Origin of the sequence: Rheinheimera sp. SA_1 (assembly GCF_001669775.1) — a bacterium.
Classification (GTDB): domain Bacteria; phylum Pseudomonadota; class Gammaproteobacteria; order Enterobacterales; family Alteromonadaceae; genus Pararheinheimera.
Genome location: NZ_LXWK01000016.1, coordinates 255,236 through 280,438 on the forward strand (window position 1 = coordinate 255,236; position 25,203 = coordinate 280,438).

The following is a 25,203-nucleotide window of genomic DNA, read 5'->3' on the forward strand; positions in this document are numbered from 1 at the left end:
CTTGAATGTGTAACGCCTCAATAAGTCCAGATCGAACCAATCAGGTTAATGCAGTGAGGAGTCGCAACATGACAACGTTTTTAGCCCTACCAGCAACCCACCGCATCGCATTGCTGGGAACAATCTTGTTGACGGTGGTACCTGCTGAGGCCTCAGCTCCGGCTGGCGCCACTCCAGTAACATTGCAACACTTGTGCGATCTTATTAAAAAACCAGCGACCGAAACCACAGATGACGAATTTGCAGCGGTCATTAACACATTGCAGGTTGGCGATATTCGTTTTTTAATCCATCCCATTTTCGATAGCAACAGCGCTGATTTTTTCTGGTTACATGAATTCGCAAACTGGATCCATATCAATAGCCAGCCCACGGCCCTGTATCGCGAGCTTAGTTTCCAAACCGGCGATAGTATCCAAAGCGCTGACCTCGCTGAAGCACAACGACTGCTCCGAGCAAAATCATATTTACGGGATGCCAAAATCACCGTTGCCGAACAGTGTAATGCCGATGGCCGGCACAATGTTCAAGTAGAAACTTGGGATAACTGGAGCTTATTGCCGAGCATTGGCTTCGGGCGCAGCAGTGGGCAAAACAAATTTTCTCTTGGGTTTAAAGAAGATAATTTACTTGGCTATGGGGTGCGGGCATCGGTGAAATATCAGTCGGACTATTTACGTCACGGCTACGAAACAAAAATTGAAATGCCCCTGAGTTTAACCGGTATAGACAGCTTACAGCATAGTTATCTAACCACCGAATGGACTGATAACAATGACGGCAGCCGCAGTTATCTATTGTTTGATAAGCCTTTTTACCAGGCAAAAACCCCATTGATGTTGCGGGCAGAGTGGCTCAATGATCAACGACTTGACCAGATTTATCAGCAAGATCAACTGACACGACAGTTTTTAACCGAGGAGAAATTGTTTGAACTATCGGCTGGTTGGTTAATGTCATCAGCCGACAAAGCGCAATTAAGGCTGCTGGCAGGATATCGCTCACAACAATGGCAGTTTGCAGTGGATCCGCTACACCCTACCTGGCAATTGCCTTTTGACCGTCGATATCAATATCCGTGGCTTGGACTTGAGTATCAACAGCAGCAATATCAGGTACTGTCTGACTTATATTTAATTAATCATCCGGAAGATATAAATCTTGGCTGGCATCATCAATTTAAAATTGGGCTGCAAACCAGTGATTTAGCTCCTGCACAGTCTTTGGGTTATCACCTACAACTCCAATCCGACAAAGGTTTTGGTAATAATGACAATCGCTGGCTGGTTAGTGCTGCCGCAAACGGTATGTTTGGTGTTAGTAGCGGTGACCAGTTGAAGTTAAAATTGCAAGCAGAAAACTTCTATCGTCTGTCATCGTCCTTTACGCTCTACCACAAACTTGCTTATGCACATCGCAATAAAGTATGGCTGGACGATCCACTGACGTTAGGGGGCGACAGCGGTTTACGTGGATACCCGGTGCAATATCAGCATGGCAACCAAAGTTGGCTTGGCACCGCTGAACTGCGTTGGTACCCACATTTAACCTTATATCAATTAATTGACGTTGGATTTGTTGCTTTTATTGATGCCGGCCGTGTTTCAGGCTCAGCGGCAACTAACCAACAATATTGGGTAAACCAACAAAACTTCGCCAAGGCAGGAGCAGGTTACACCGTACCGAATTTGTTAAAAGTGGGTATGCATGTCCCAACCTTAACCGATGCTACCTCTTTAACACAGGTATCAAATACTGAGCTTCTTAATGGAAAATGGCTTGGCAGTGTGGGCATTGGTGCACGTTTATTTTCTTCACGTTCCAGTAATAACCATGTGATCCATATTGATTTATCAAAACCGGTTGGATCTGCTGAGTATATGAATGCCTGGGAAATTCAGTTGAAGGTAGAACAACGGTTTTAAAAGTTAATTTTGGTATGGGTATGGTATGCCCACAACGTTCTACAACAGTGGCGAATAAAACATTATTCATTTTACTACCGTGCTTAAAAGCATAAACACGGCAGCAGTTAAAACTCATACTCCACTGCAAAACGCAGTGTGTTGTTTACAGTAGAATCGTTGATCGCGAAGATCACCGCAAACTCCCATTTAATCAATTCCTGTTTATCAAAGCGGTGCAGGCCCATCATGCTGGGGCCAGCGCCCTTGAAGTTTTCACCGGCGTAAAATTCAATGGCGGGTTGGACTTGCGGCAACCAACGATAGCGATATTGCAGCCGGAATTCGCTTTCCAGCTCAGACTCTAACGTATTGCCCCATTCATATACTGCCAGTGCATTGAGCGTCAGACTGGTTGGGCCGAACTCTTTTTCCATCAGCACACCGGTGGTGAATTCATAATTGTCGTCGTTGTTTTGCCGCTCTAATTCAAATAACAAGCCCCAGTCGGCGCTGTACTCACCTTGTTCTGTTAACATCCAGCGCAATTCCAACTCGTAACCGCTTAGTTTATAATCTTCTGGGCTAACGCGCTCGGCCATCACGTACATTTCCAGCGCCATCCGTTCGGCAATCGAAAAGCCATAACCGATTTTTTGCGCGATATTGTTGTTGTCCGGATGATCAGCTTGTTTTTGAAAAGCAAACCGGTACTCGAATTCACGCTCCAACGGCTGCACATAAGGATGATATACCTTGTCGACCACCCGACCGTCGGCGCGCACGGCGCCGGTGGATAGCAATAGCAGTCCGCATAACGCTGGCAATATATAACCATAACGCATCGGATTAATCATTTTGGGCATTTTTAACCTCCAACCGGCGGCCTAACCACAGTAGCCCCAGCACACTGATCAGCATCGCCAGCAACAAACTGACGCCAGGCGTTGCCTCGTATCCCATCAACGCATTCAGAAAATAACCATATTCAGACTGTTCGCTAATCCATTGCTGACTGTCCCAAAGCACTGCGCCTGGCGTTAACCAGTCGGTTTGAATAAAAATCGCCACCGCCATACTGATTTGTCGTGCGCCCAGCAGCGCAAGTATCAGCGGCAACGACCAGCGCCAGTAGCGCTGGCATTCCAACGTAAAATAATACAGCAACACCGCCACACTCAGGCCAATGCCAACGCCCATAGCAGCGCCGAGCCACAAACTTTGACTTTCGGCCGGACTGCGTTGGTAAAACCATAAGTACAACACCAGATTGGCGCCGTGGATAATACACAGGCCACTACTGGCGAGTGCCGCCAGCCACATCGGTAACCGTTGCCGCTGACTGTGGTAGATCGCAAGCGCCAGCAACAGCGCCGTCAGCAAATATAACGCGGCATACAACAGTTCCAGGCCTTGCCCGTCCAGCCAGTTCGAAATCCGACTGAACTGACTGGTTAACAACAAAATTCCGCCAACCGCACTGGCAATGAAAATAGCTAACAACCCGCGCCAATGCTCGCGTTGCCACAACAGCAGCATGCTCAGCAGCAGCAACAGCGGCAATAATTCACGCAAGAACATCACCACGGCGTTAATGAGCATCAGGCACCCCGGCTGGCTTTTCTTTGTTGCCATCTTTAGTGATGGATGGCGCCGTTAGCTGCAACCATTGCGCTTGTGGCAACACCACAATCTGGCCACGCGCGCTATCGGGGTTATATTCGCCGATAAACTGATGTTCACCAGGCGCTAACGGCCCGACGAATACCACGCCTTTGCCATGGCCGAGGATGACTTTTTCGCGGTTCAGGCTAAAACTTTCAAATTCTTCCGGTGTTGGATCCTGGTTGTGGATCACCAGTTTTACTTTTTCACCGGCAGGCAGGTACAAAGTGGTAGGCGTAAATAAGTGATCTTTTAATAAAATTTCAAACACCCGGATTTCCGCCTGCAGCGGCAACGCCAACAGCAGCGAACAGCTGCTTAAAAATTGCCAGAATTGACGCGAATATTGACTGTTCAAGCCGGTATTTCCACCGTCACTTTTAAACCAGTGCCCAATGTTGAAGGGCCAAGTGATAATTGTCCATGATGCAGGCCAACAATTTCTTTAACGATTGCCAGGCCAAGACCGCTACCGGGTGTGCCTGAATTGTGCCGATCGCCGCCGACGCGGTAAAACCGGTCAAACACACGGTTATATTCTTCTGGGGCTATGCCTGGGCCTGAATCTTCGACCACGATTTGCAGGTAGCTATTGATTTTATTTTGGTTTGGTTTTTTGTGCTGGTTTTTTTCATCAGCAATAACAGATTGCAACTGCAGCCGGATTAACCCTTGCGCAGGCGTATATTTGCTGGCATTACCCACAATATTCAATAACAACACCCGCATCGCAAAGGGATCGGCCGCCAGCAGCAGGCCATCTTCAGCATCCAGCGAAATCTGTTGCTGTTTTGCCAGAATTTGTGGGTACAGTTCGGCGATAACTTCACGGCATAATGATGTTAAATCAATAGCTTGTAGTTTTGCTTTGAAGTGTTCCGGGTTGGTGCGGTTGAGGAGCATAATTTGTTCAATCAGCTGGCTCATCCGCGCCACACCGTGTTGTAGCGCATTCATCATGCCGTCCGGATCAGCAACCCCCTGTTGCAACCATTGTTGCTGCGCGTTGTGTAAAGTTACCTGCAATATGGTCAAGGGCGTACGCAGCTCGTGCGCGACATCGGATGCAAAACGTTTTTCACGGATAAAAGCACTGTCCAACCGCTGTAATAGCTGGTTGGTGGTGCTCAGCATCTGCTTCATTTCTTGTGGCACTTCTGGTAATTGCACCGGCGTTAGATCGTCGGCTTTTTTTGAGGAGAGTTGTTGCGTTAACCGCCTAAGCGGTTGTAAGCCTTTACTGACCACCAGCCAAATCAGCAGTGCCTGCAGTGGTAAACTCAGCACCACCGGATAGATTGACGCCAGCACCACTTCGTCGGCGAGCTCCTGCCGTTGCTTCAGCGGTTGTGCCACGATAATGCTGAGCTGCTCCGTCTGGCTGACATAAGTCCGCCAGCGCTGACCAGCAAAGTTTTGTTCGCTAAACCCTGAAGGCGCATCAATTCGGGTAGCGGGCGCCTGTTGGCTTTTATATTTAAGCGTTTCGCCCTGCCACACCTGCACGACCAGTAATTCGCCCGTCGTTGAAGTGTCGGCTTGAAACTGCGGTAATAAACTACTGGCAAGTAACACTAAGTCCTGATCAAACAACAAATCCGAACGACTGATGCTGTGCCGATAGCTTTGCAGCGCCGCCAGAAAACTGGTCAGCGTCAGCACTGCAATCAAAATAGTCACCAGATAGCGTCGAATAGAGGTCATGCCGGATCCACGCTGTAACCGACGCCGCGCAGCGTTTTGATAAAGTCTTTCGGCAGCTTTTTACGCAAATTGGAAATATGTACTTCCAACGCGTTACTGGCGACTTCTTCACCCCAGGCATAAAGGCTGGCTTCCAGCTGTTCGCGGGTTTTGATCCGCCCGGCCGATTCCATCAGCACCTTGAGCAACATATATTCGCGCCTCGACAGCGCTAACGCCTCCCCAGCCAGCCGCACCTGATGGGCGCTACTATCAAGTTCCACGTCTTTGAGCTTAATCAAATGATGCGAAGCGGTGCCAAGCCGACGTTCAATCACCCTTAATCTGGCGAACAACTCCGCCAGGGCAAAGGGTTTCACCAGATAATCGTCGGCACCTAAATCGAGGCCACGAATGCGATCATCCACGCCATCCCGTGCGGTCAGCACCAATACCGGCAAACGCGGAAACTTCTGCCGGGTGGTTTTCAGCACATCGAGCCCATCGATATCCGGCAGGCCTAAATCCAGCACCACCGCATCACAATCCTGACTGCGGATACTGCTGAGCGCTTGCTCGCCCTGGGTGACATGATTGACGACAAAACCCTGGCCACGCAGGGCTAAAATCACCCCTTGTGCTAAGGCTTCGTCGTCTTCAACCAATAAAATCCGCATACACATCTTCCATGTCAGACTGCATTTTTGTTGCTACCGGCTTATTTACCCAATTTTTTCTGTAATCTGGCTTCCAACACAGCGATATCCTGCTGCCGACCGGCATCGGCGTCTTCACGGCCGACCCGAGCCGGCGCCTGTTTCGCTAATTCAAGATAGCGCATTGCGTCCTGATAGTCGCGTTTCTCATACAGAAACTCGGCATAAAAATAATTTGGATCAATACCTTGCGGATTCATGCTCAGTGCCTTTTCCAACAATTCTTTGGCTTTTTTGCTGCTGCCAAAACCAATTGGCCAGCCTGGTACTTTGGAATACAACACACCAAGACTGGTGTAGGCCGAACCTTGTAACGCTTGTGCATTAATCGCCATTGCTGCCTCAAAATCAGCTTTAGACGATTCCGCGACTGATAATGCGCCCAGACCACCTTTAGCACCGGCGTAACTTGATTTAATGATGCCGCGCCAAATTAAGGGTTCAGCTTCGCCGGCATGCGCTGCGACCACTGCATCGGCCTGTGCTACTAATGCCGCAAAGGCTTTTTCGCGCTGATCCTCGGCCACACTATAATTGGCTTGGGCCCAGCCGTGTTGTAGTGGCGCAATATCGGTCAGTGTATCTGCCCATAATAACGGACTTAGCAAAATACCTGACCAAAACATCGATGGCAGTAACACTTTGCTGCTGATTAAAGAGTGAATTGATTTCATCATGACCTCGTCGCGGTAATTTTTTCAGCAGAATTGCTGAGATTGTTTTGAATTTGCACACTGTCGGTGGAGCCAGCTGCATAGGTGCGGATCACCGCCCGTTTGCCGCCAATAGCTCGGTCGACCAGCTCTGGCAGCAGCGCATTTAGTCTTACAAAAAACTTTTCCGGCCAGCCTATATACCAGCGGCTCTGCCCCGTTTGCAGTTGTTGCATCAGCTCTGCGGCAACGTCATCCGGTTTATCCATGGCATTGCCAAGTTCTTGATTCATCGCCACAACAGCGGCGCTATTTATCGCGGTTTGGGTGGCGCGAGGTGCAAAATACAGCACCCGTAGCGCTTTAGATGAAACCTCCCGTTTGAGTGCTTCGGTAAAACCACGCAACCCAAATTTACTGGCGCAATAACCACTAAAACCCGGGTAGCCAATACTGCCAAAGGCTGAACCAATATTGACGATAGTGGCGGCGGTACGCTGCGAAAGTTCAGGTAACAGCAACTGACAAAGCTGCATTGGCGCTAACAAATTCAGCGACATTTGTGCGGCATAATCTTGCTCGGCAGTCAGCGCAAACTGGCTGGTGCCGGCGTTGTTAATCAGCACATCGATGCCGCCGGTTGCTTTGACAAAATCGGCTAAAGCCTTTAACTCTTCGGTGGCGGTCAGATCTGCACTAAAACAGCTATGGGTTCCCGGCAGTTGCTGACTTAGCAATAATAATTCAGCTGGCTGACGCGCAACGAACAGTACACTGGCGCCCGCTGCCGCCAAACGTCTGGCCACAGCACGGCCAATGCCGCCGGTGGCGCCGGTCAGTAATACTCTTTTGCCGGCTAGCTGATGATTCGCTGCAATTGCACTGTTCATACGATGGCCTCAGCAATAACGCTCTTAGCAACAACAGTTTCATCAACCTGCTGAATTTTTGCGATACCGTGCGCTGGCGTTAAATTGCGGAAAATATCGCCGTATAAGCGGTAAAAGCAGTTGGCACTATGAATAATCTGCTGCTGATCAGCCGGGTCAGTAATTTTGTCCATTAGCCCTGCATAAAATTTAATATGTTCCTGATCCAGCGCACCATGTGAGGTCAAATACGAAAAAGCTTTTTTCGGTAGTTGCAGTTTGCTGGCAATAGTTGCAGCGGCATGGTCGGCCAGTGCGGTTGACGTCCCTTCCAGCACCAACACCATGCCAAAAAAACTTAACGGGCTAATTCGCCGCACCGAGTCGTAGGCGAAAGCCACCATCAGTTCAGTGGAAAAACCGGGTTGACTGGCGCGGGCCTGCTCTTTGTCATAACCACAGTTTTTGATGTCATTAAGGATCCATTCCTGATGGCCCAGTTCCTCTTCGATATACTCGGCGACTGCGTTACGCAGCCATTCTTTCGATTCTGGTAACAAAGCTCCGACCGACATCAGTAACGGCGTAGTATGTTTGACGTGGTGATACGCCTCTTTGAGAAAAGCGACATAGTCATCCAGGGTGATTTCGCCGTGGAAACAACGGCTAATCACCGGTGCTGCCAATAAATAATCTCTAGCCTGACTGGTTGCTGCGACTAATTGCTGATGAAAACTCATATTAGGTACTCCTGAATTATCGAATGCTGCGTGCTAGTGGCAACAACAAGTGATGGTTGAATTGGGTGTTGGCATTTGCTGTTGTGGCGGCAGTTTTGTATCAGCCGGATACAAAGCCGCGAGTTCACTGGCATAAAGCCTGGCAATCTCGTCTCGTTTTGGCCGGCCATTGCCGGTTAAGCTGCCTTGCGCTTCAGATAACGGCGTTTGTAACCGGATAAACTGTTCAGCTCTGGCATAATCGGGTAACTGTTGATTGATGTTACTGACAAAGGCTGCCAGTTGTTCGTCTGTAACGGCCGGGTTGGCGCAATACAGCAGCGCGACACAGTAAGGTTGAGCATCACCAAACAATACCGCTTGTTGCACTAAACCGGTTTTGGTTAGTTCGGCCTCGACCCATTCCGGATTGACATTACGGCCTGAACTTAAGATCAGCAGATTTTTTTGCCGACCCCAGATCACTAAACTACCGTCAGCAGTGATCGATCCCAGATCACCGGTAGCAACCCATTCATTCATCTCAGTCGTAGGTTCAGCACCGAGATAACCTAAAAATGGCGTTTTTACCCAGATTTCATCAGCAACAATTTTCACTTCAAGATGAGGTAGCGCCTTGCCAACTTGTTGTAACTGTAACTGACTGACGTGCAAAGCGCTGTGTTCTGACAACGCCACCACCGAGCAGCATTCACTGAGGCCATATCCCTGATAGACCGGTAAACCGCATTGGGCTGCTTGTTTCAGTAAATCGACCGCGACTTTAGCACCGCCGACGGCAATAAATTTTAAACTCAAAGGCGCAGTCCAGCCCTGGCGGCAAGCATGGATCAGCAACTGCAACAATTCCGGCACCAGGATCAGCGTTTGTGGCTGCACTTTGCTGATTAAACCAAGTAACAACGTTGGGTTTTCCAACCGGCTGCCGTTAAACCCCCTGGCGGCTTCCGCTGCGATGAATACTTCACCACCAGCCAGCAACGGCGCATAAATACCAGCGATGTTTTCCAGTAAAGTGGGCAACGGTAACAAACATAAATGCCTTGGTGCGTCGAGATTGATTCGGCTAACCAGACTGGTTGCGACTTGCAACTGTGCTGCTGCTGACAGACAGACCCCTTTGGGTTGTCCGGTTGAACCTGAGGTAAAGGTAATTTTTTGGGTACCTGCCGGGATTGATACCGCAGTAGTCGCGCAACATTGATACAACTGGAAACCGCTGAACTCAGCGACCCAACGCATATCGTTCGCCGCTAAAAACTCAGGTGCGACGCCAAAAGGCACATCGCTAATTATTAAATCTGGTGCTACTTGCTGTAACACATGCTGCCACTGACTATCGCTCAGATATCCCGGCACTGGTACTAAAGTTATGTCCGCCTCTAAGCAAGCCAGATCGAGTAACGCCCACTGCACCGAACTTTGGGCGCGAAACACCATCCTTTGCGCATTCAGAGATTGCAACAAGTGCTGCCAGGCATCTAGCTGATGACGGATTTCCGCCCAGCAAAAACTCTCGCCAGTCATCGCATCGGTTAAACGGGCCGTGTCAGGGAATTGCAACTGGTTCCTGTTCGATAACTGTTTATTATCCACCACATTCATCTCAATTCTCCTGCGCCTGGCCATCAACCAAAGGTTGGCTGGCTGGCCAAAATTGCTGGGTCAACTGGCTAAGTTTGGCGTCAGCGTTAATCAGCGCTAGCGCCTGCGACAAATCCAGATGACAAACCATCGGATGGCTTTGGTAATAGGTCCCCCAGGCGCTGGCGTCACTGCTCAGACGCGCCGGATCGCCTTCGGCCAGAGTCTTTAATTGCAAGCCGTGACGGCTTAATAAGCTTTGAACTTGTGGTGTCGCGCAGCAGACCAAATGGCGAAAACCAGCCTGATACAGCGCATAAGCAGTGACCACGAACAACAACAAGGTGTAATGGCGATTGGCTGAATACAAATTGCCAATTTCGACAATCTGCGAGCGTGACGTCACCACGCCGATATCGCGCAATACAAAACTGATATCCGCGTCCAGATATTGTTCAACAAACAATTTTTCTGACTGACCACCGCGCACACCCAGCACCGCCTGTAATGAATCGCGGGCACTGACTGTTAATAATTGCGGCATAAACTGTTGAATATCTGCGTGATAGGCCGCCGCAAAACCTGCAGCAATAAACTGCTCGACTTGTTGGCGACGTGCATCGGTACGTTGCACCAAACAAACTGTTGGCTCGTTTTGCACGGTTGGAAGAACTTGCCCGACTGGCGCCCTGGCTGGGCTCGCTGCGGATACCGGCGTTGCAACGGTGCTTAGGACACCAGTGCCACAATGCTCATGTGTCGAACTAAAGACGGTCATACTATTCCCCTGCCAATTGCGGACAGGGTTAGTTTCGGTGATAAAGCTTAAAGAAAACTTAAGGTTTGAAAATGGTTTTTGGATTGGAGTGATGTAATCTGGTTAGGGCAGGAATTTGGCTCGATACCAACCTACATCTAAGACTTCCCCGCCCTTACCAAATCGCCCTGCCGGTTAAAGATCCAGGCCGGAGAACCAAGTAGTTGTAACGCTTGCTGTAGCTCTGCCCCGTGCAGTGCAGTTTTCGGGTGAAAACTGGTGTCGAGCAGCAATAACCAGCGTTTAGGTTGCTGCGGGTAATTTTTCGGGCTGAGATGGATATGCAATCCCTGATAGCGCGGTCCTACCGCCTTCCAGCCTTGTTGTACTTCAAACACATAACTGCTTTTATCGTCAATATGCAAAAAATTGGCTTGTTGCAGTGACGTCAGGACTGATTTTGGCTGAATGTTTACCAACACGATGCTGTGACTGTTGCTGATTAAACCAGAGAGTTGGTCCGGATCCATCGCTGGTGTAGCTTCTGGCGTCACAAAATGCTGATGCCATGACCCTAAAGCATCGCTTAACTCCAGTGCCGTGTAGTTATTGCTATATTGTTCGGCCAAATCGACAATAGCATCGCGGTCGTTGCAGTCCGGCGTGCTCACAGCAGCAGCTTGGGTCAGATTGGCGAATTTTTCGTTTTCCTGCAGTAAATTAAACAACTGCACCGACGTCATATTTAATTTTTTTTGCAACAATGACTGCAACGACCCGGTATCTGCATCAGCAATTACAGTTGGTAAATATTGCAAAACATCAGCCGCACAATTCTTGGCAAGCGCCTCAATTTGCGGCTGATATTTGAGCACTGTGACGGCATTTTTTAAGGTTCTGATCTCTGCCGTGGTTAAAGTGGCAGTGCGCCCTTGTGCCTTGCCTACCGTCAGCAGCATGGCAAGCAGCAACATCGATCCATAAACAAAACGACCATCACTGCCCAAAAAACGACAATTGCGACTGCGATAACGAGGAAGAATTAACATCTGCTTGTCCCTGATTCAATAAGCTACATACCATAAACTTAACAGTTTAATCACCAACAGGAAACAGATAACTACAGTGCATCTGCAACGGTCTTACTCCACCACGGTAATGCGCAGAACAGACTTTATGCCAGAAATGATTTCAGCTATCGTAACAAGCACTTAAAGTAGCGATTCAGCTGCGGTAAATTCAATATGCAGCACTGTGCTACTTCATGCTTGCAGTTGGAAGTTTTGAATATACAAATTCTGAGGTTTATATGCGTCTGTTTGTGGCAAGTCTGGTCACTGTGTTCGGTTTAGTAAGTCAGTCCAGTGTCGCCAATCCGCAATCGGCGGTATTTAGCAGCGATTTTGAAAGCAATAATCAGCATTTTAATATTTTGTCCGGCTGCCAAATCAGCCGTGAAGTAGCCCGTCTTGGCCAAGGTGGTTTGTTGTGTGAGCGTGGTAATGCTTCACTGATCAGCCGTTATCCGGTGTCGGAGCTTGGGTTATTAGAATTATGGGTCAAACCATTAAGCAATCAGACCAGTTACCGGATTAATATCCTGACGTCACCCTCGGTGCGCGTCGATAGTCAGTGGCAGCAAGTGGGTCTGATTGAAAACGCGGCCGGCGCCACCGATTATCTGGCGCATCGCATCTCCATTGACGACCCAGGCCGCAAATTTATCCGCATAGATATTGAATCGGTGAACGGTCAGCTGGCGCTGGATGATTTTGTGCTGGATCGGATTTTGCTCGATACCGCTTTGCAAAAAAATGAGCAGAAGATTATCAGTGGCATTCTTGATCAGCTAAAAACCAACAAAAACTACGATGTGCAGGCTGAATCTTTCAGAGCACTGGGCAAAAATTACGCCGCTCAGCTGGACAGTCAGCGCCAGTATCTCGAATACGCCAACGCCATTTATTCCAGTATCACCTTTGTGCTGGCGAGTTCCGAGCGCAATAAAATGTCCAATCCAATGGCTTATGCTTCGTTTCGAACCATCTTAGCTGATGCTAAACGTGTGGCGTCGCCGCTGCAGCAAGCGCGGCTCAATTCAATGGTTAAACCTTTTGGTGATTTAGTGACTGCCACTTTAACCGTGGTCAGCGCCGGTACTTATGCCGCTTTTGCTGAACCATTTAAGTCCTTTTTGGCCAGTACCTTTGACCGCTCCAACTATGAAAATGCCGATTTAAACCGCAAAGACCGCAAGTTTGCCGAAGAAAACGGGCTGAAAGTGTATGAAAAAGCGGAAACTTTTTTATCTGAGCTGGAAAAAGAACTGCTGCAAGTCAGCACACTTGATGCTGAGCTACAACTGATGTTGCGTAACGTCGAAGTGTTTCGAAAAGATCTCGACAAACACCTGCGTGATTACCTGCAACACGGTGGTATGGCGCGCACTCAGGAAAATTACAGCAAGGTGATGAGCAAAGAAGAAAGTAATCGTCAGCAAATCGCCGAACTGGTCAGCAATCATGTCACCAATAAAGCGCAAGGCTACCTCGCCAGCGAAAACACCACCGAGCTGGTGCAATATATGCTGAAAACCTCTGAGCAACTGGATGGCATGCAGGAATTTAAAGAACGTTTTAACCAGATCACCGCGTCTGCCATTACCTTCTACGACCGTTTTGAACGCTCGATTTCGCCAGAGCAAAACCCCTTTACTGATCCCAAAGATAAAGCCGCCTGGGAGCAGCATGCGAAAAAAGCCCGGACTTATATTCAGCAGTCGAAAGAAGGCTTTAGTAAGGCCTATATGTAAGTGCGATGGCGCTATGCTTATCGCACCTACGTTTAAATTAACTTTTTGTTTTCAATGGAAAAATATAAAAACGTAGGGCGGACTCAACGAAGTTAGTCCGCCGTTAGGTACCCAAATTGCCTGTGTTCATCCGGCGCACTACCGCTGCCGCGGTGAGTGACGCCCTACATAAATCTATGAAAATAGGTTTTAATCTTGTCACCAAAATCTGGCATCATTTGGTTTTCCAAAGAACCTGTGTTGCCTGATGCCTCAACTCTCTTTACTGCAAATCTTTTTTATTTTTTTAAAACTTGGCTGTACCAGCTTTGGTGGCCCTATTGCCCATCTTGGGTTTTTCCGGCAGGAATTTGTGCAAAAACGCCGTTGGCTGGATGACGCAGCTTATGCTGAGCTGGTGGCGTTATGTCAGTTTTTACCGGGACCGGCCAGTAGTCAGCTGGGTATGGCGCTGGGCTTTATGCAATCAAGAGTTGCTGGCGCCATTGCAGCATGGTTGGGTTTTACGCTGCCATCGGCTTTGTTATTAGGCGTATTGGCTTATGCGGTGGCTGATGGTTTTAATATATCGCCTTGGTTGGCCGGATTAAAAATTGTGGCAGTGGCCGTAGTGGCGCAGGCACTTTGGGGTATGAGCCGCACTTTAGTGAATAGCTTGCCACAGTTGATGCTGGTGACCCTTGCTGCCTTAATTAGCTTATTCAGCCCTGGGGTATTTACTCAGATTGCCATCATTGCCGGTGCGGCTTTCATTGGCTGGTGGTATCCACGTCCTGCTTTTAAGATCACAACATCTACCTCCAGCCAGGAAATAACACGCACTTTCACACCAGCACAACAACGGTTGAGTATCAGCTGTGCCCTGTTGTTCACTGGTTTGCTGGTCGCGCTCCCGTTGCTGGCTGCTTTCTCCACTGAACTCATGATCGTCGACAGTTTTTACCGCGCCGGCGCTTTGGTATTTGGCGGTGGTCATGTGGTGTTGCCGCTATTGGAAGCGGAAATGTTGACGCAAGGACTGGTCAGTAAAAACGAGTTTGTCGCAGCCTATGGCGCAGCGCAGGCCGTACCAGGCCCGCTGTTTACCATCGCCAGTTATTTAGGAGTTGCCGCCAGTGTGGATCAGGCGCCGTTATTGAATGGTGTACTGGCCACCATCGCGATATTTTTGCCGGGATTTTTATTGCTTTTGGCCGTATTGCCATGGTGGCAGCAACTAAGACTATACCCTGCAGTACAGCGCGCCGTGTCCGGTATCAATGCGGCAGTGGTTGGTATTTTGCTCGCGGCATGGTATGACCCGGTGTTAACTTCCGCCATTGATAACTGGCAAACTGCAGTCGTGGCGGTATTCGCCACGGTATTTCTGATGGCAGGGCGGCAACCAGCCTGGCGGTTGGTGATTTTATGTTTGCTGATCAGCCCTTGGCTTTGATAAATCTCAACTGACGATAAACTTGCTAATCGCGGCTCGCCAACGACTGTTTTTTCGCCACCTCACACAAGGTTTTCACTGCGGTTTGGTGTTGCAAATCTTTACTAAACGCCAGCACCAATTCCCGCTCTGCCAGTGGCAGTTGCAATGGCCGGATCTGCATCTCTGCCCGGTTACGATGGCTTTCAAAGGCCGGTAGTAAAGCGCAGCCAATGCCGGCACCAACTAAACCAATAGCATATTCGATAGTATGAATATTGGCGCGAATATCGGCTTTAATATTCTGCCGGTTCAGCGCGGTTTGCAGCTGGTCCCAAGCATCACATGGTGTGCGTTTAATCAGCGGTAACTTTTTAAAATCTTCCAGCGAAATTTCAGCTTTGGCGCACAGCGGATGCAACGCCGGAATAGCCAGCAAATAAGCGTCGCTCCACAAATGTTGATACTGTTCCCCGGCTTTGAGCTGCCGAATATTAATGATCCGAGCATCACAAGGTTCGTCCGGTTCGACTAAGTGCAGCTCCAGACCCGGCAGTTGGCTATGAAATTCCTTTAAAATCTGACTCATCCGCTCAACACCTAATGCCCGCACTAAACCCAGTCGAAACTGCAGTCGTTTTGGCGGTTTGCTGAATGAAGCTTTGACCGCCTGCAACTGGCTGATAATTTGACTCGCCTGGCTGTACAGGCGTTCGCCCTCTTCGGTTGGTTTGACGCCTTTGGGCAAGCGAATAAACAAACTGCAATTAAGTTCGGTCTCGAGCTGCAACAACGCCGCCGACACTGATGGCTGCGCCACTAAGCAATGCCGGGCAGCTGCACTGATGCTGCCTTGTTCAAAAACCGCGACAAAATACCCCAACTGACGTGTATCCATAGCTATTATCTATACCAGCAACAGGTTGTATATGATTTAACTTTATACGCAGCCTTCATAAGATGGCAATCAGAATCACAGAGGCGAACCACCACCATGAGCAAAACCGCATTTAACTGGCAAGACCCATTTGCATTCAATACTTTACTGACCGAAGAAGAACGGATGATCCAACAAGCGGCGCAGGATTATTGCCAGGACCAGCTGATGCCGCGCATTCTGGAAGCCAATCGCCACGAACATTTTGATGCGGCCATTATGCAAGAGCTGGGTGCATTGGGCTTTTTAGGTGCGACTTTGCCCGAGCAATACGGTTGTGCTGGCATCAATTATGTCAGCTACGGTCTGATTGCGCGGGAAGTGGAACGGGTCGACAGCGGGTATCGCAGCGCCATGAGTGTGCAGTCATCGTTAGTGATGCACCCTATTTATACCTACGGCAGTGAAGCGCAGCGTCAAAAATATCTGCCAAAACTGGCCACCGGCGAATGGATTGGTTGTTTTGGTCTGACCGAACCGGATTCAGGCTCAGATCCAGCCAGTATGCGCACAGTAGCGAAAAAAATTGACGGCGGATTTTTGCTATCGGGCGCCAAAATGTGGATCACCAACTCACCGATTGCCGATGTGTTTGTGGTTTGGGCCAAGCTAGATGGTGTTATTCGTGGTTTTATTCTGGAAAAAGGCATGAAAGGGTTAACTGCACCAAAAATTGAAGGCAAATTTTCGCTGCGTGCCTCGATTACCGGTGAAATTGTAATGGACGAAGTGGAAGTGCCGGAATCGCAGTTACTACCCAATGCCCAGGGTTTAGGTGGACCTTTTGGCTGTTTAAACAAAGCCCGTTACGGCATTGCCTGGGGTGCTTTGGGCGCCGCTGAATTCTGCTGGCACGCCGCCCGCCAATATACCCTCGATCGTCATCAGTTTGGTCGGCCACTCGCAGCAACCCAGCTCATTCAGAAAAAGCTCGCCGATATGCAAACCGACATCAGCCTGGGGTTATTAGGTTGTCTGCAGGCTGGCCGTTTAATGGATGCCGGTACTTTGCCGGTGGAAACCATCTCGTTGATTAAACGTAATTCCTGTGGCAAAGCGTTGGACATTGCACGCATCGCCCGCGATATGCATGGCGGCAACGGGATTGCCGACGAATACCATGTGATCCGCCATGTGATGAACCTCGAAGCGGTGAATACCTACGAAGGTACTCACGATGTGCATGCGCTGATTTTAGGGCGTGCCATGACTGGCTTGCAGGCATTTTGTTAACGACAGCCAGTCGCTGTGAAAACCCGTAAATCACAGATAACCAGCCGCGGCTTTAAAATACGTCGCGGCATGTCCAATAACAATAATAAAGGACCTGTATGAGTAACTACGAACCCCACGCTTGGGCACTGTCATATTTTGAAAAATGCCGCAATGCGCTGTTGCCAACACCTTTGAATTTAGCGCCGGATCTCAGTGACTCAGAACTCAATCAGCTGTTTTTGTCGATGCTCAGTAGCCGCTTATTAGATTTACGCTCAAGGTTATTACAAGCCAAAGGCCAGAGCTTTTACACCATTGGCTCCAGTGGCCATGAAGCAAACGCGGCAGTTGCAGCGCAGTTACGCGTCACCGATCCGGCATTTTTGCATTATCGCAGCGGTGCCTTTTTTATTGAACGCAGCAAACAATTACCTGGCAGCACACCGATTTATGATTTGTTATTGTCGTTTACTGCGTCCAGCGACGACCCGATTTCTGGTGGCCGCCATAAGGTATTAGGGAGTCTGGCACTAGCCATTCCGCCACAAACCAGCACCATCGCTTCACATTTGCCCAAAGCGGTTGGTACTGCTTTTGCCATCGATTTAGCCAAACGGCTGCAGTTACCAGGACAATGGCCGAATGACGCTATTGCCCTTTGTAGTTTTGGTGATGCTTCGGCCAATCATTCGACTGCGCAAGGCGCGATTAACGCGGCCAGCTGGGCGGATTATCAGCATCTACCAGTACCGATATTATTTTTATGCGAAGACAACGGCCTCGGTATTTCCACGCCAACGCCTTGCGGCTGGATCCAGCATAGTTTAAGCCCGCATATGCAGACTTTCAGTGCCGATTCGCGCGATTTAAATCAGGTCAAGCTAGCCGCCCAAGCCGCTGCTACTTTTGTGCGCACACAGCGTAAACCTGCTTTACTACACTTGAAAACCTTCCGTTTATTTGGCCATGCTGGTGCCGATGCCGAAGTGGCATACCGGCGTAAACAACAAATTGAAGGCGAACTGGAACAAGACCCCTTGCTATACGCCAGTGCCTTGCTGCTGGCGCGTAATCTTCATACCCCAACCAGTCTGGCGCAGTGTGCCGAAACCTTGGATCAACAAATTGCCCGGGTCGCTGATGCTGCCTGCAGCCGACCGAAGCTGACGTCAGCTGCTGCAGTGATGCACAGTATTATCCCAAAACCAAAACACCTGGCGCCATTACCAGCAAACGCGCCACGCGAAGAAGTGCTGAATTTTGATAAACATAATCTGGGCAAAGCCCAGCATATGGCCAAATTGATTAATTGGACCTTACACGAAGCCATGGCGCAATACCCGAATGCGGTGGTGCTGGGTGAAGACGTGGGTAAAAAAGGCGGTGTGTACAACGTGACAACACAGTTGGTGCAGCAATTTGGCATCAACCGGGTGCTGAATACCCTGCTCGACGAGCAAAGTATTCTCGGCCTGGCTATTGGTTTAGCGCAACAAGGTTTTTTGCCCATTCCGGAAATTCAGTTCTTAGCTTATGTCCATAATGCCGAAGATCAAATTCGCGGTGAAGCAGCCACTTTGCCGTTTTTCTCCAACGGCCAGTATCAGAATCCGATGGTGATCCGGATTGCCGGTTTGGGTTATCAACGCGGTTTTGGCGGTCATTTTCATAACGACAATTCGTTTGCAGTGTTTCGCGATATTCCAGGCATTTTGTTGTTTTGCCCTTCGAACGGCCATGACGCGGCATTATTGCTGCGCCAGGCGATCCAACTGGCCAAACAGCAACAGCGGTTGGTGATATTTTTAGAGCCGATAGCACTTTATATGACCCGTGATTTACATCAACCAGGCGATAATTTATGGGCGCGCGAGTTACCAACTTTGGATACGCCGCTACCAGAACTTGGCGCTCCGGCGGTTTATCCGGCGACCGGCGATCCGCAACTGACCATTATCAGTTATGCCAACGGTTTGCACTTGAGCTTGCAGGCGCAACAACAGCTGGCCGTGCAAGGAATTGCGGTCACGGTATTGGATTTACGTTATCTGATCCCACTGGATATCGAAAAAATCATCCAGGCCCTGGGCGCACAACACAAAGTACTGATTGTCGACGAGTGCCGCCGTCGTGGCTCGTTAAGCGAAGAATTGTTTACCGCCCTGCATGAAACCAAACCCGGCTTTTTTCAACTGCAACGGTTATGCGCTGAAGACAGTTTTATTCCGCTCGGTGCTGCGGCTTACACCGTGCTGCCTTCGGTGGCGCAAATCATCGCGCACGCCAAACTTTTGTTACCGCAGGCTGCGCTTGCAACATCCTCCACTAACACTGAGCTCAGCAAGGAACTGCCATGAAACCAACTGCCCTGGTGTTATGTCCCGGTCGTGGCACCTATCAAAAAGCTGAATTTGGTTGTTTACGCCCTTTTTATCACAGTGAAACGTTATCACTGATTGATAAAAAACGGCGGGAATTAAATTTGCCAACGGTCAGCGAGCTAGATGGTGCTGACAAGTATTTACCAGCGCTGCATCAACAGCCGGCTAATAATGCCGCATTAATTTATGCCGCCGGTTTAAGTCAATTTGGTGCCATTTCGCCTGATGATTATCAAGTCGTAGCGGTCAGCGGAAATTCAATGGGCTGGTATACGGCGATGAGCTGTGCCGGCGTTTGGGACGCTGTCTTGGGCACCGAAGTGGTTTCGACCATGGCGCAACTGACCGCAGGCGCTGCCGGTAAGCAGTTTATCTATCCACTATTAGATGCGGAATGGCGCCTGGATCCGGACAAACAAGCCCAGGTGGCCGCACAATTACAGCAACAGGCTCCGGATTTATACCGTTCAATTCAATATGGCGGTTACGCGGTACTGGCCGGTACTGATCAGGCCGTAACAAATGCTATGGCCGCCCTGCCGCCACTTGATGAGCGTTTTCCGTTGTTATTACAAGGGCATGCCGCATTTCATAGCCCGTTAATGCAACAGGCATCGCAAGCCGCGCTCGCTAGATTTCAGCCAGAGCTTTGGCAACAGCCGAACTTGCCGCTGATAGATGGTGCCGGTCGCATTTGGCCGGCAGGTCATAATAATTTGCGCGAATTGCAGCAGTATACTTTCGGCACCCAGGTCAGCAGTTGTTACAACTTTACCCAGGCAGTGCAACTCGCTGTAAAAGAGTTTTCGCCCGACCACATTATTCTGCTGGGACCCGGCCAGAATCTAGGCGGCGCTGTGGCGCAAAGTCTGATTGAAATCGGCTGGCGTGGCCTGCGTTCAAAACAGGATTTTGTCGATTTACAGCAATCTGCAACGCCGTTTTTAATTGAAGCGGCATCGCTGATTTAACTGAAGCTCAAGGCTTGAAGTAGCTCAAGGCTGTTCGGCGTTGGTTTCAGGCGACGCAGGCGCTACCAGATGCAACTGATCACGACCACGGTTTTTTGCTACATACAAAGCTTCGTCGGCCAGTTGCAGCAACTGTTTAACGTCCAGTGTCAGCGGCGGTACCTGGCAATAAGCGCCAATACTGATAGTACAAAACCGCTGTTGCCCGGACCATTCCACCGCATCAGCGGCAAATTTTCCGACAAAAGCTTCCAGCAGTTTTTTCATATCGGGCGCCGGTGTACCGACACTGATTAGAATAAATTCTTCACCACCATAACGCACCAGCATATCTTGTGGCCGCTGAAAGTTCTGCAGGCATAAAGCGGCAAAATGCCTTAAACACTGATCGCCAAACAAATGGCCGCACTCGTCATTCACTTGTTTAAAATTGTCCAAATCCATCATCGCCAGGGTTAATGGCAACTGCTGCCGCTGACACAACGCCAGTGCCTGTTGCAGTTTGCTATCGAAATACTGGCGGTTATATAAACCAGTCAGTGGATCGTGTTGACTCAGTTGTTCCAGCTCAGAATTTGCCAGTCGCAGTGCACGGTTCAGCGTGCTGGTTTTCAGATAAAACCAGCAACCAAGCATCGATAACACCAACACCACGGTCACCAGCAACCACCACAGCCGATAATCGACCTTGTGCTCAAACTGCACTTTCAACCATTGATTGTTGATCTGTTGTCGGGCGTTGGCATCAATCCGCAGTATGGCTTTTTGTAAAATGGACGACAACAGCGGCTCGTCAATCCGGCTGCCGATGCTCATTTCACTGTCACCGGTCAGGCGGCCGCTGATTTTCAAATTGGTCATTTTGTTTTGCTGCAAACTAAAACTGATGCTACCCATATTGCCCAAAAATCCATACAACAAACCACTTTGTACCTGTAACAGCCCTTCTTCATAACTGTCGTAAGGAATGATCTGCAAATCTGGATATTGCGCGTGATAAAGTTCAATAAAACCAAATCCGCGGCGGATCCCAATTGGCATTGTGACGACCTGATGCAAGTCTTCAAGATAGGGTTTATCAAGGGTCGTCGCGATCACGCTGGGAATGCTCAGATAAGGTTTTGTAAATAGTAAGAACGTATCACGGGATGGTGTGCGCATGGCGAGCGGTAAAAAATCACATTTTTGCGTCGCAACCAAAGACAACGAATCACTCCAGTCTTTACTTGGCACCAACTGCAGTTTGATCGGTAACAAACGACTGAGCAAGGTTACATAATCAGCCGACATACCGATGTGCTTTTGCTGCGCATCCAGGGCTTCAAACGGCAACCAATTGGGGTCGATACAATAACGAAGTTGTTGTTTTTGTTTTAAATAGGCAATTTCTTCGGCGGTAAAAAGTAACGCATCCGGCTGCTGCGCCTGCGAGCCAGCACTGAGCAAAGCAATTGCCACCAGCATGCTTAAAATCAGACCGCAGCCTTTTACCATCACGCATTCATCCGTTAACTTACTACCTGCAGTATTCAACATAAACAGTGTTCGCAGCCGGTGCAAGGATAACGCAGCAATATATCAGAAGCCGCTAAAGCTGAGCTGGCAAGGACATAAGCAACAAGTTAATAGTGCTACATTGATGTTGATTTGCGTTGCCAGAAACCGCTATTTCATTTATTGCCAACCACTGCCAGGCAAGGCTCCGCCGCATAGCGAAGGCGCTTAATTTTGTGTTATCGTCTGATCCGTAACAATAATCATAAAAAATCTGAGGTGTATGTTGGCGGATTGGATGACCCTTATCCCGGCCCTGGTGGCATTGGTGGTAGTGCTTTGGAAAAAGGAAGTGATTGTCGCCCTGCTGTTGTCATTATTCAGCGCTGAGTTGTTGCTGTTGCTCAAATCTGGCCACAACGTGGTTGAAGCCAGTACCTTAGGCGGACTCAATGTGCTGGAATCGATCGTGCTGGTGATGACCGACGCCGGCAACGCACGCTTGTTGTTATTCGCCTTGTTAGTGGGCGCATTAATGGCCTTTATGCGTTATTCCGGTGGCGTCAGTGCGCTGGTTAACCTGCTGATCCGCAAAGGTATCGCCAAAAACGCCCGTCAAACCCGGTTACTGACGTTTTTTACCGGTGTCGCCATTTTTATCGAGTCTAATTTATCGGTGCTGACCGCTGGTATCTTGTCCCGTGGTTTGTTTGATAAATTTAAACTCAGCCGGGCCGAACTCGCTTACATCATCGACAGTACCAGCGCGCCGATTTGTATTTTGATTTTACTCAATGGCTGGGGTGCTTATATTCTGGGTTTACTGGGTACTTATCAGCTCGCTGAAAATCCAATTTCGATTTTAGTGCAAACCATTCCACTGAATTTCTATCCGTTATTCACCCTGGCGTTGGTACTATTTACTATTGTCACTGGTCGCCATTTTGGTCCGATGTTGCTCGCCAATCAGCAATTGCAGTTAGGCAGTAACAGCAATTTCACGCCGGAAATTGATATTCCAGCCAGCAAAACCCGATACATGCTGTTACCGCTATTGACGATGATTGTGTCGATGGTCGGTTTTATGTATTGGACCGGCAATGGCGATTTGTCTGCAGGATCGGGTTCGAAATCTGTGCTGTATTCCACTACGCTGGCTTGTTTAGTCGCTTATTTATTACTGGCCTGGGACAAACATTTTAACCATCAGCAACTGGTCGACATTGGTTACAAAGGCATGAGTGAGCTATTAGGACTGGTCACTATCTTACTGCTGGCGATGGCGCTTGGTGCCAGCCTCAAAACGCTCGGCACCGGCACCTACATCTCAGGTTTGGTTGCAAACTCGATGCCGTTGTTCCTGATCCCCGCCGCCATCTTTCTGGCCGGTGCGCTAATTTCCTTTACCACCGGCACGTCCTGGGGCACCTTTGCGATTTTGATCCCTATCGGCATGCCGTTGGTGATTGATTTAAATCTGCCGCCAGCGCTGATCCTAGCGGCCATTTTAGGTGGAGGTGTATTTGGTGACCACTGCTCGCCAATCTCCGACACCACTGCGGTGAGCGCGGTCGCTGCTGGTTGCGACTTATTGGACCACGTGAAAACCCAACTACCTTATGCCCTGTTTTGTGCGGTGCTAAGTTTTATCGCCTATCTGCTGATGGGTTGGTGGATGATTTAACGTTGATGATTAAACGTCGATCATTAAGCAAACACAGCCCGGATAATACCGGGCTTTTTGCCACCGCATCATTCAATCCGAATGAAGTGAAAATACGGAAATTCTTGCCCGCGCCAGGCAGGTGTCAGATGCTGCTCGGCGCGTTCTGCGATGAGTTTAAAATTGGCGCCAGGTTCTGCGGCGGGCTTATCTAATTTGTATTGGACCTCAAAGCTCTTCATGCAGCTTAACTTGAATAACATATTGAAAATTATCGACGTTCTTAGACTGCCAAAAATTTTTGAAGTTAAAAATTCTGGCCGAATCGGAGCTGATTTCTAAAGTTTGGGCATCCAGCCATTTCACCGCGATATGTTCAACCTTGTCAGCTGCGAAAATGGGACTCTCATCCTGGTAATTCGCACCAGCAGCGACAATAAAAATTTGATGAAAAAATCCGGTTGTCGCACCACAATTCGTGCGCACATGGACAAATTCCGTTTTCTGCTGCGCGTCAGCAGCCTGACTCATGACTTCGTCGATACAAGGATCCGCGCAGGACGATAGCAAAATGGCGGCGATGATTAAGAGCAGATTTTTCATGGTTACCTAATTTAAAGTCAAACCACATCGTTAAAAGAATGCTCAGCTGTCACTACGACTCAGGATTGCCAGAAGTGATTTGTGATCAATTGGTGCTGAGGTGTGCTCATGGAATATTTTCCAGCCATCGCTGGTGTTGCGCAAAGCCAGAGTGGCTCTGTTACTCAGAGATCGAAGTTTAGTACCGTCAGGCGCAATAGCTGTGTAGGTAAAAATGACATAACCTATCGCCAGATCTTCGGTGACAGTCGAATGAGCACTGTCGAAAGTAACAACAACCCGCTCATCCCCTAATGAAGAAAACCAACCCATTGCCATTTCCCGCCATGCCATCAGACCCTGCAGCGACCAGCGTCCCCACATGTCAAACACATGAATGTCTTGATCATAAAGTGCGGTAAAAGCATCAACATCCTTACTTCGAACGGCCTCTGCATAGGCTGCCAGAGCGTTGAGAAATGGGCTGTTTTCAGTCATTTTAGGAAACCTTATGCCAATTTTTAATGCCAATTTTTAAGGTAAGTTTGCAGCGCAGTGGTAAATTTATCCGACCACAACGCCTGGTTACAAGTTTGCAGGATTGACCAAAGACATGAGTACATGATCTTCCCAGCGCCCATTAATTTTCAGATACTTCTTTGCCAGTCCCTCGTTGGCAAAGCCAAGCTTCTTAAGCAAATTGCCGGACCGTACATTACAAGGCATATAATTCGCCATGACTCTGTTTAATTCGAGCTCGTCAAAAGCATATTTTGTGGCCGCCAGGCATAAAGTGCTCATGCTCCCTGTGCCTTCAAATGCTTTTGATACGCCATAACCGATAAAACATGCTCTGAAAGCGCCGTAGACAATGTTGGTCAGTGAACAATGTGCAATCACGCGACCATGCTCAAGCCCGATGAAATGGGCGGCACTACCAGTTCGATGTTGTTCTTCGTATTCAAACAACCTAACCTGAATTGACGATTCGCTGTAATATCCAGGTTCACGGACAGGTTCCCACCGATAAAAATGTTGCGCATTGGCACTGTAATAGTCAGCCAAACGGCCCGCATCATTTTTTGTAACCAAACTTATGTCCATTGCTTAACCTAACCAGAAATTCTCGCCACAGCGGCGAACTACACTTGGCGATTAAAGCA

General features: G+C 49.0%; 23 protein-coding genes. 7 read left to right on the plus strand and 16 right to left on the minus strand.

Annotated elements, in window-relative coordinates; all coding sequences use genetic code 11:
* The first annotated feature begins 68 nt into the window (after positions 1-68).
* Positions 69-1,925, plus strand: coding sequence for a hypothetical protein (locus A5320_RS13195; protein ID WP_068065533.1), 1,857 nt, complete (start codon positions 69-71; stop codon positions 1,923-1,925).
* A gap of 107 nt (positions 1,926-2,032) precedes the next feature.
* Here the strand turns inward: A5320_RS13195 and A5320_RS13200 are convergent, their stop codons facing one another.
* From A5320_RS13200 to A5320_RS13250, 11 genes are all read right to left on the minus strand, one after another.
* Complete coding sequence (locus tag A5320_RS13200; RefSeq protein WP_231916728.1) at positions 2,033-2,770, minus strand: hypothetical protein; 738 nt, start codon at positions 2,768-2,770, stop codon at positions 2,033-2,035.
* Positions 2,754-3,506, minus strand: a complete 753-nt coding sequence (locus A5320_RS13205) for a hypothetical protein (protein ID WP_068065534.1) — start codon at positions 3,504-3,506, stop codon at positions 2,754-2,756. The genes A5320_RS13200 and A5320_RS13205 overlap by 17 nt, the downstream gene beginning before the upstream one ends.
* A complete protein-coding gene (locus A5320_RS13210; protein WP_068065535.1) occupies positions 3,496-3,927 on the minus strand; it encodes a cupredoxin domain-containing protein in 432 nt (143 codons plus the stop codon). The genes A5320_RS13205 and A5320_RS13210 overlap by 11 nt, the downstream gene beginning before the upstream one ends.
* Positions 3,924-5,273, minus strand: coding sequence for a sensor histidine kinase (locus A5320_RS13215; RefSeq protein ID WP_068065536.1), 1,350 nt, complete (start codon positions 5,271-5,273; stop codon positions 3,924-3,926). Before A5320_RS13215 ends, A5320_RS13210 begins: the two co-directional genes overlap by 4 nt.
* Complete coding sequence (locus A5320_RS13220) at positions 5,270-5,929, minus strand: response regulator (RefSeq protein WP_068065537.1); 660 nt, start codon at positions 5,927-5,929, stop codon at positions 5,270-5,272. The genes A5320_RS13215 and A5320_RS13220 overlap by 4 nt, the downstream gene beginning before the upstream one ends.
* A 41-nt stretch (positions 5,930-5,970) precedes the next feature.
* On the minus strand, positions 5,971-6,642 hold the full coding sequence (locus A5320_RS13225; protein WP_231916729.1) for a tetratricopeptide repeat protein: 672 nt from the start codon (positions 6,640-6,642) through the stop codon (positions 5,971-5,973).
* Entirely contained in the window at positions 6,642-7,511 is an 870-nt protein-coding gene (locus tag A5320_RS13230; protein ID WP_068065538.1) for an SDR family oxidoreductase, read from the minus strand. The genes A5320_RS13225 and A5320_RS13230 overlap by 1 nt, the downstream gene beginning before the upstream one ends.
* On the minus strand, positions 7,508-8,230 hold the full coding sequence (locus tag A5320_RS13235; protein WP_068065540.1) for a TenA family transcriptional regulator: 723 nt from the start codon (positions 8,228-8,230) through the stop codon (positions 7,508-7,510). The genes A5320_RS13230 and A5320_RS13235 overlap by 4 nt, the downstream gene beginning before the upstream one ends.
* 33 nt (positions 8,231-8,263) lie before the next feature.
* Entirely contained in the window at positions 8,264-9,835 is a 1,572-nt protein-coding gene (locus tag A5320_RS13240; RefSeq protein ID WP_068065541.1) for an AMP-binding protein, read from the minus strand.
* A gap of 1 nt (position 9,836) precedes the next feature.
* Positions 9,837-10,592, minus strand: a complete 756-nt coding sequence (locus A5320_RS13245; RefSeq protein ID WP_068065542.1) for a thermostable hemolysin — start codon at positions 10,590-10,592, stop codon at positions 9,837-9,839.
* Positions 10,593-10,729: 137 nt separating this feature from the next.
* Complete coding sequence (locus A5320_RS13250) at positions 10,730-11,620, minus strand: hypothetical protein (RefSeq protein WP_068065543.1); 891 nt, start codon at positions 11,618-11,620, stop codon at positions 10,730-10,732.
* A gap of 260 nt (positions 11,621-11,880) precedes the next feature.
* Between A5320_RS13250 and bdpA the strand changes: the two genes are divergently transcribed.
* Together bdpA and chrA are read left to right on the plus strand one after the other, a co-directional pair.
* The gene (gene bdpA / locus A5320_RS13255) at positions 11,881-13,383 is read left to right on the plus strand and encodes a BAR domain-like protein A BdpA (RefSeq protein WP_068066737.1); all 1,503 of its coding nucleotides are present in this window, start codon (positions 11,881-11,883) and stop codon (positions 13,381-13,383) included.
* A 247-nt stretch (positions 13,384-13,630) separates the two neighbouring features.
* Positions 13,631-14,818 (plus strand): chromate efflux transporter, encoded by a 1,188-nt coding sequence (gene chrA, locus A5320_RS13260; RefSeq protein ID WP_068065544.1) that lies wholly within the window; start codon positions 13,631-13,633, stop codon positions 14,816-14,818.
* Between the two features lie 25 nt (positions 14,819-14,843).
* Here the strand turns inward: chrA and A5320_RS13265 are convergent, their stop codons facing one another.
* Complete coding sequence (locus A5320_RS13265) at positions 14,844-15,695, minus strand: LysR family transcriptional regulator (RefSeq protein ID WP_068065546.1); 852 nt, start codon at positions 15,693-15,695, stop codon at positions 14,844-14,846.
* Positions 15,696-15,791: 96 nt separating this feature from the next.
* On the opposite strand from A5320_RS13265, the gene A5320_RS13270 reads away from it, so the two are divergent.
* From A5320_RS13270 to A5320_RS13280, 3 genes are all read left to right on the plus strand, one after another.
* Positions 15,792-16,967 carry an acyl-CoA dehydrogenase gene (locus A5320_RS13270; RefSeq protein WP_068065551.1) on the plus strand — a complete coding sequence of 392 codons (1,176 nt, stop codon included), beginning with the start codon at positions 15,792-15,794 and terminating at the stop codon, positions 16,965-16,967.
* 98 nt (positions 16,968-17,065) lie between these two features.
* Positions 17,066-19,306, plus strand: coding sequence for a thiamine pyrophosphate-dependent enzyme (locus tag A5320_RS13275; protein ID WP_082971760.1), 2,241 nt, complete (start codon positions 17,066-17,068; stop codon positions 19,304-19,306).
* Complete coding sequence (locus tag A5320_RS13280; protein ID WP_068065552.1) at positions 19,303-20,301, plus strand: malonyl CoA-ACP transacylase; 999 nt, start codon at positions 19,303-19,305, stop codon at positions 20,299-20,301. The genes A5320_RS13275 and A5320_RS13280 overlap by 4 nt, the downstream gene beginning before the upstream one ends.
* Positions 20,302-20,325: 24 nt before the next feature.
* Here the strand turns inward: A5320_RS13280 and A5320_RS13285 are convergent, their stop codons facing one another.
* Positions 20,326-21,795, minus strand: a complete 1,470-nt coding sequence (locus A5320_RS13285) for a diguanylate cyclase (RefSeq protein WP_068065555.1) — start codon at positions 21,793-21,795, stop codon at positions 20,326-20,328.
* A 298-nt stretch (positions 21,796-22,093) separates the two neighbouring features.
* Here A5320_RS13285 and A5320_RS13290 point away from each other — a divergent pair, with 298 nt between their 5' ends.
* The gene (locus A5320_RS13290; protein WP_231916730.1) at positions 22,094-23,479 is read left to right on the plus strand and encodes a Na+/H+ antiporter NhaC family protein; all 1,386 of its coding nucleotides are present in this window, start codon (positions 22,094-22,096) and stop codon (positions 23,477-23,479) included.
* Positions 23,480-23,686: 207 nt separating this feature from the next.
* Here A5320_RS13290 and A5320_RS13295 read toward each other — a convergent pair whose 3' ends face one another.
* The 3 genes from A5320_RS13295 to A5320_RS13305 all read right to left on the minus strand — a co-directional run bounded on the left by A5320_RS13295 (position 23,687) and on the right by A5320_RS13305 (position 25,144).
* Positions 23,687-24,061: a hypothetical protein gene (locus tag A5320_RS13295; RefSeq protein WP_068065560.1), complete on the minus strand. Its 375-nt coding sequence runs from the start codon at positions 24,059-24,061 to the stop codon at positions 23,687-23,689.
* 42 nt (positions 24,062-24,103) lie between these two features.
* A complete protein-coding gene (locus A5320_RS13300) occupies positions 24,104-24,538 on the minus strand; it encodes a YybH family protein (protein WP_068065563.1) in 435 nt (144 codons plus the stop codon).
* 87 nt (positions 24,539-24,625) lie between these two features.
* Positions 24,626-25,144, minus strand: coding sequence for a GNAT family N-acetyltransferase (locus tag A5320_RS13305; protein ID WP_068065568.1), 519 nt, complete (start codon positions 25,142-25,144; stop codon positions 24,626-24,628).
* Positions 25,145-25,203 lie beyond the last annotated feature (59 nt).

Excerpts from the sequence above, each read along its gene's own strand:
- A5320_RS13195 (WP_068065533.1), top strand. The coding sequence starts at position 69 with ATGACAACGTTTTTAGCCCTACCAGCAACCCACCGCATCGCATTGCTG.
- A5320_RS13200 (WP_231916728.1), bottom strand. The coding sequence starts at position 2,770 with ATGCCCAAAATGATTAATCCGATGCGTTATGGTTATATATTGCCAGCG.
- A5320_RS13205 (WP_068065534.1), bottom strand. The coding sequence starts at position 3,506 with ATGCTCATTAACGCCGTGGTGATGTTCTTGCGTGAATTATTGCCGCTG.
- A5320_RS13215 (WP_068065536.1), bottom strand. The coding sequence starts at position 5,273 with ATGACCTCTATTCGACGCTATCTGGTGACTATTTTGATTGCAGTGCTG.
- A5320_RS13220 (WP_068065537.1), bottom strand. The coding sequence starts at position 5,929 with ATGCGGATTTTATTGGTTGAAGACGACGAAGCCTTAGCACAAGGGGTG.
- A5320_RS13225 (WP_231916729.1), bottom strand. The coding sequence starts at position 6,642 with ATGAAATCAATTCACTCTTTAATCAGCAGCAAAGTGTTACTGCCATCG.
- A5320_RS13230 (WP_068065538.1), bottom strand. The coding sequence starts at position 7,511 with ATGAACAGTGCAATTGCAGCGAATCATCAGCTAGCCGGCAAAAGAGTA.
- A5320_RS13235 (WP_068065540.1), bottom strand. The coding sequence starts at position 8,230 with ATGAGTTTTCATCAGCAATTAGTCGCAGCAACCAGTCAGGCTAGAGAT.
- A5320_RS13240 (WP_068065541.1), bottom strand. The coding sequence starts at position 9,835 with ATGAATGTGGTGGATAATAAACAGTTATCGAACAGGAACCAGTTGCAA.
- A5320_RS13245 (WP_068065542.1), bottom strand. The coding sequence starts at position 10,592 with ATGACCGTCTTTAGTTCGACACATGAGCATTGTGGCACTGGTGTCCTA.
- A5320_RS13250 (WP_068065543.1), bottom strand. The coding sequence starts at position 11,620 with ATGTTAATTCTTCCTCGTTATCGCAGTCGCAATTGTCGTTTTTTGGGC.
- bdpA (WP_068066737.1), top strand. The coding sequence starts at position 11,881 with ATGCGTCTGTTTGTGGCAAGTCTGGTCACTGTGTTCGGTTTAGTAAGT.
- chrA (WP_068065544.1), top strand. The coding sequence starts at position 13,631 with ATGCCTCAACTCTCTTTACTGCAAATCTTTTTTATTTTTTTAAAACTT.
- A5320_RS13265 (WP_068065546.1), bottom strand. The coding sequence starts at position 15,695 with ATGGATACACGTCAGTTGGGGTATTTTGTCGCGGTTTTTGAACAAGGC.
- A5320_RS13270 (WP_068065551.1), top strand. The coding sequence starts at position 15,792 with ATGAGCAAAACCGCATTTAACTGGCAAGACCCATTTGCATTCAATACT.
- A5320_RS13275 (WP_082971760.1), top strand. The coding sequence starts at position 17,066 with ATGAGTAACTACGAACCCCACGCTTGGGCACTGTCATATTTTGAAAAA.
- A5320_RS13280 (WP_068065552.1), top strand. The coding sequence starts at position 19,303 with ATGAAACCAACTGCCCTGGTGTTATGTCCCGGTCGTGGCACCTATCAA.
- A5320_RS13285 (WP_068065555.1), bottom strand. The coding sequence starts at position 21,795 with ATGGTAAAAGGCTGCGGTCTGATTTTAAGCATGCTGGTGGCAATTGCT.
- A5320_RS13290 (WP_231916730.1), top strand. The coding sequence starts at position 22,094 with ATGACCCTTATCCCGGCCCTGGTGGCATTGGTGGTAGTGCTTTGGAAA.
- A5320_RS13295 (WP_068065560.1), bottom strand. The coding sequence starts at position 24,061 with ATGAAAAATCTGCTCTTAATCATCGCCGCCATTTTGCTATCGTCCTGC.
- A5320_RS13300 (WP_068065563.1), bottom strand. The coding sequence starts at position 24,538 with ATGACTGAAAACAGCCCATTTCTCAACGCTCTGGCAGCCTATGCAGAG.
- A5320_RS13305 (WP_068065568.1), bottom strand. The coding sequence starts at position 25,144 with ATGGACATAAGTTTGGTTACAAAAAATGATGCGGGCCGTTTGGCTGAC.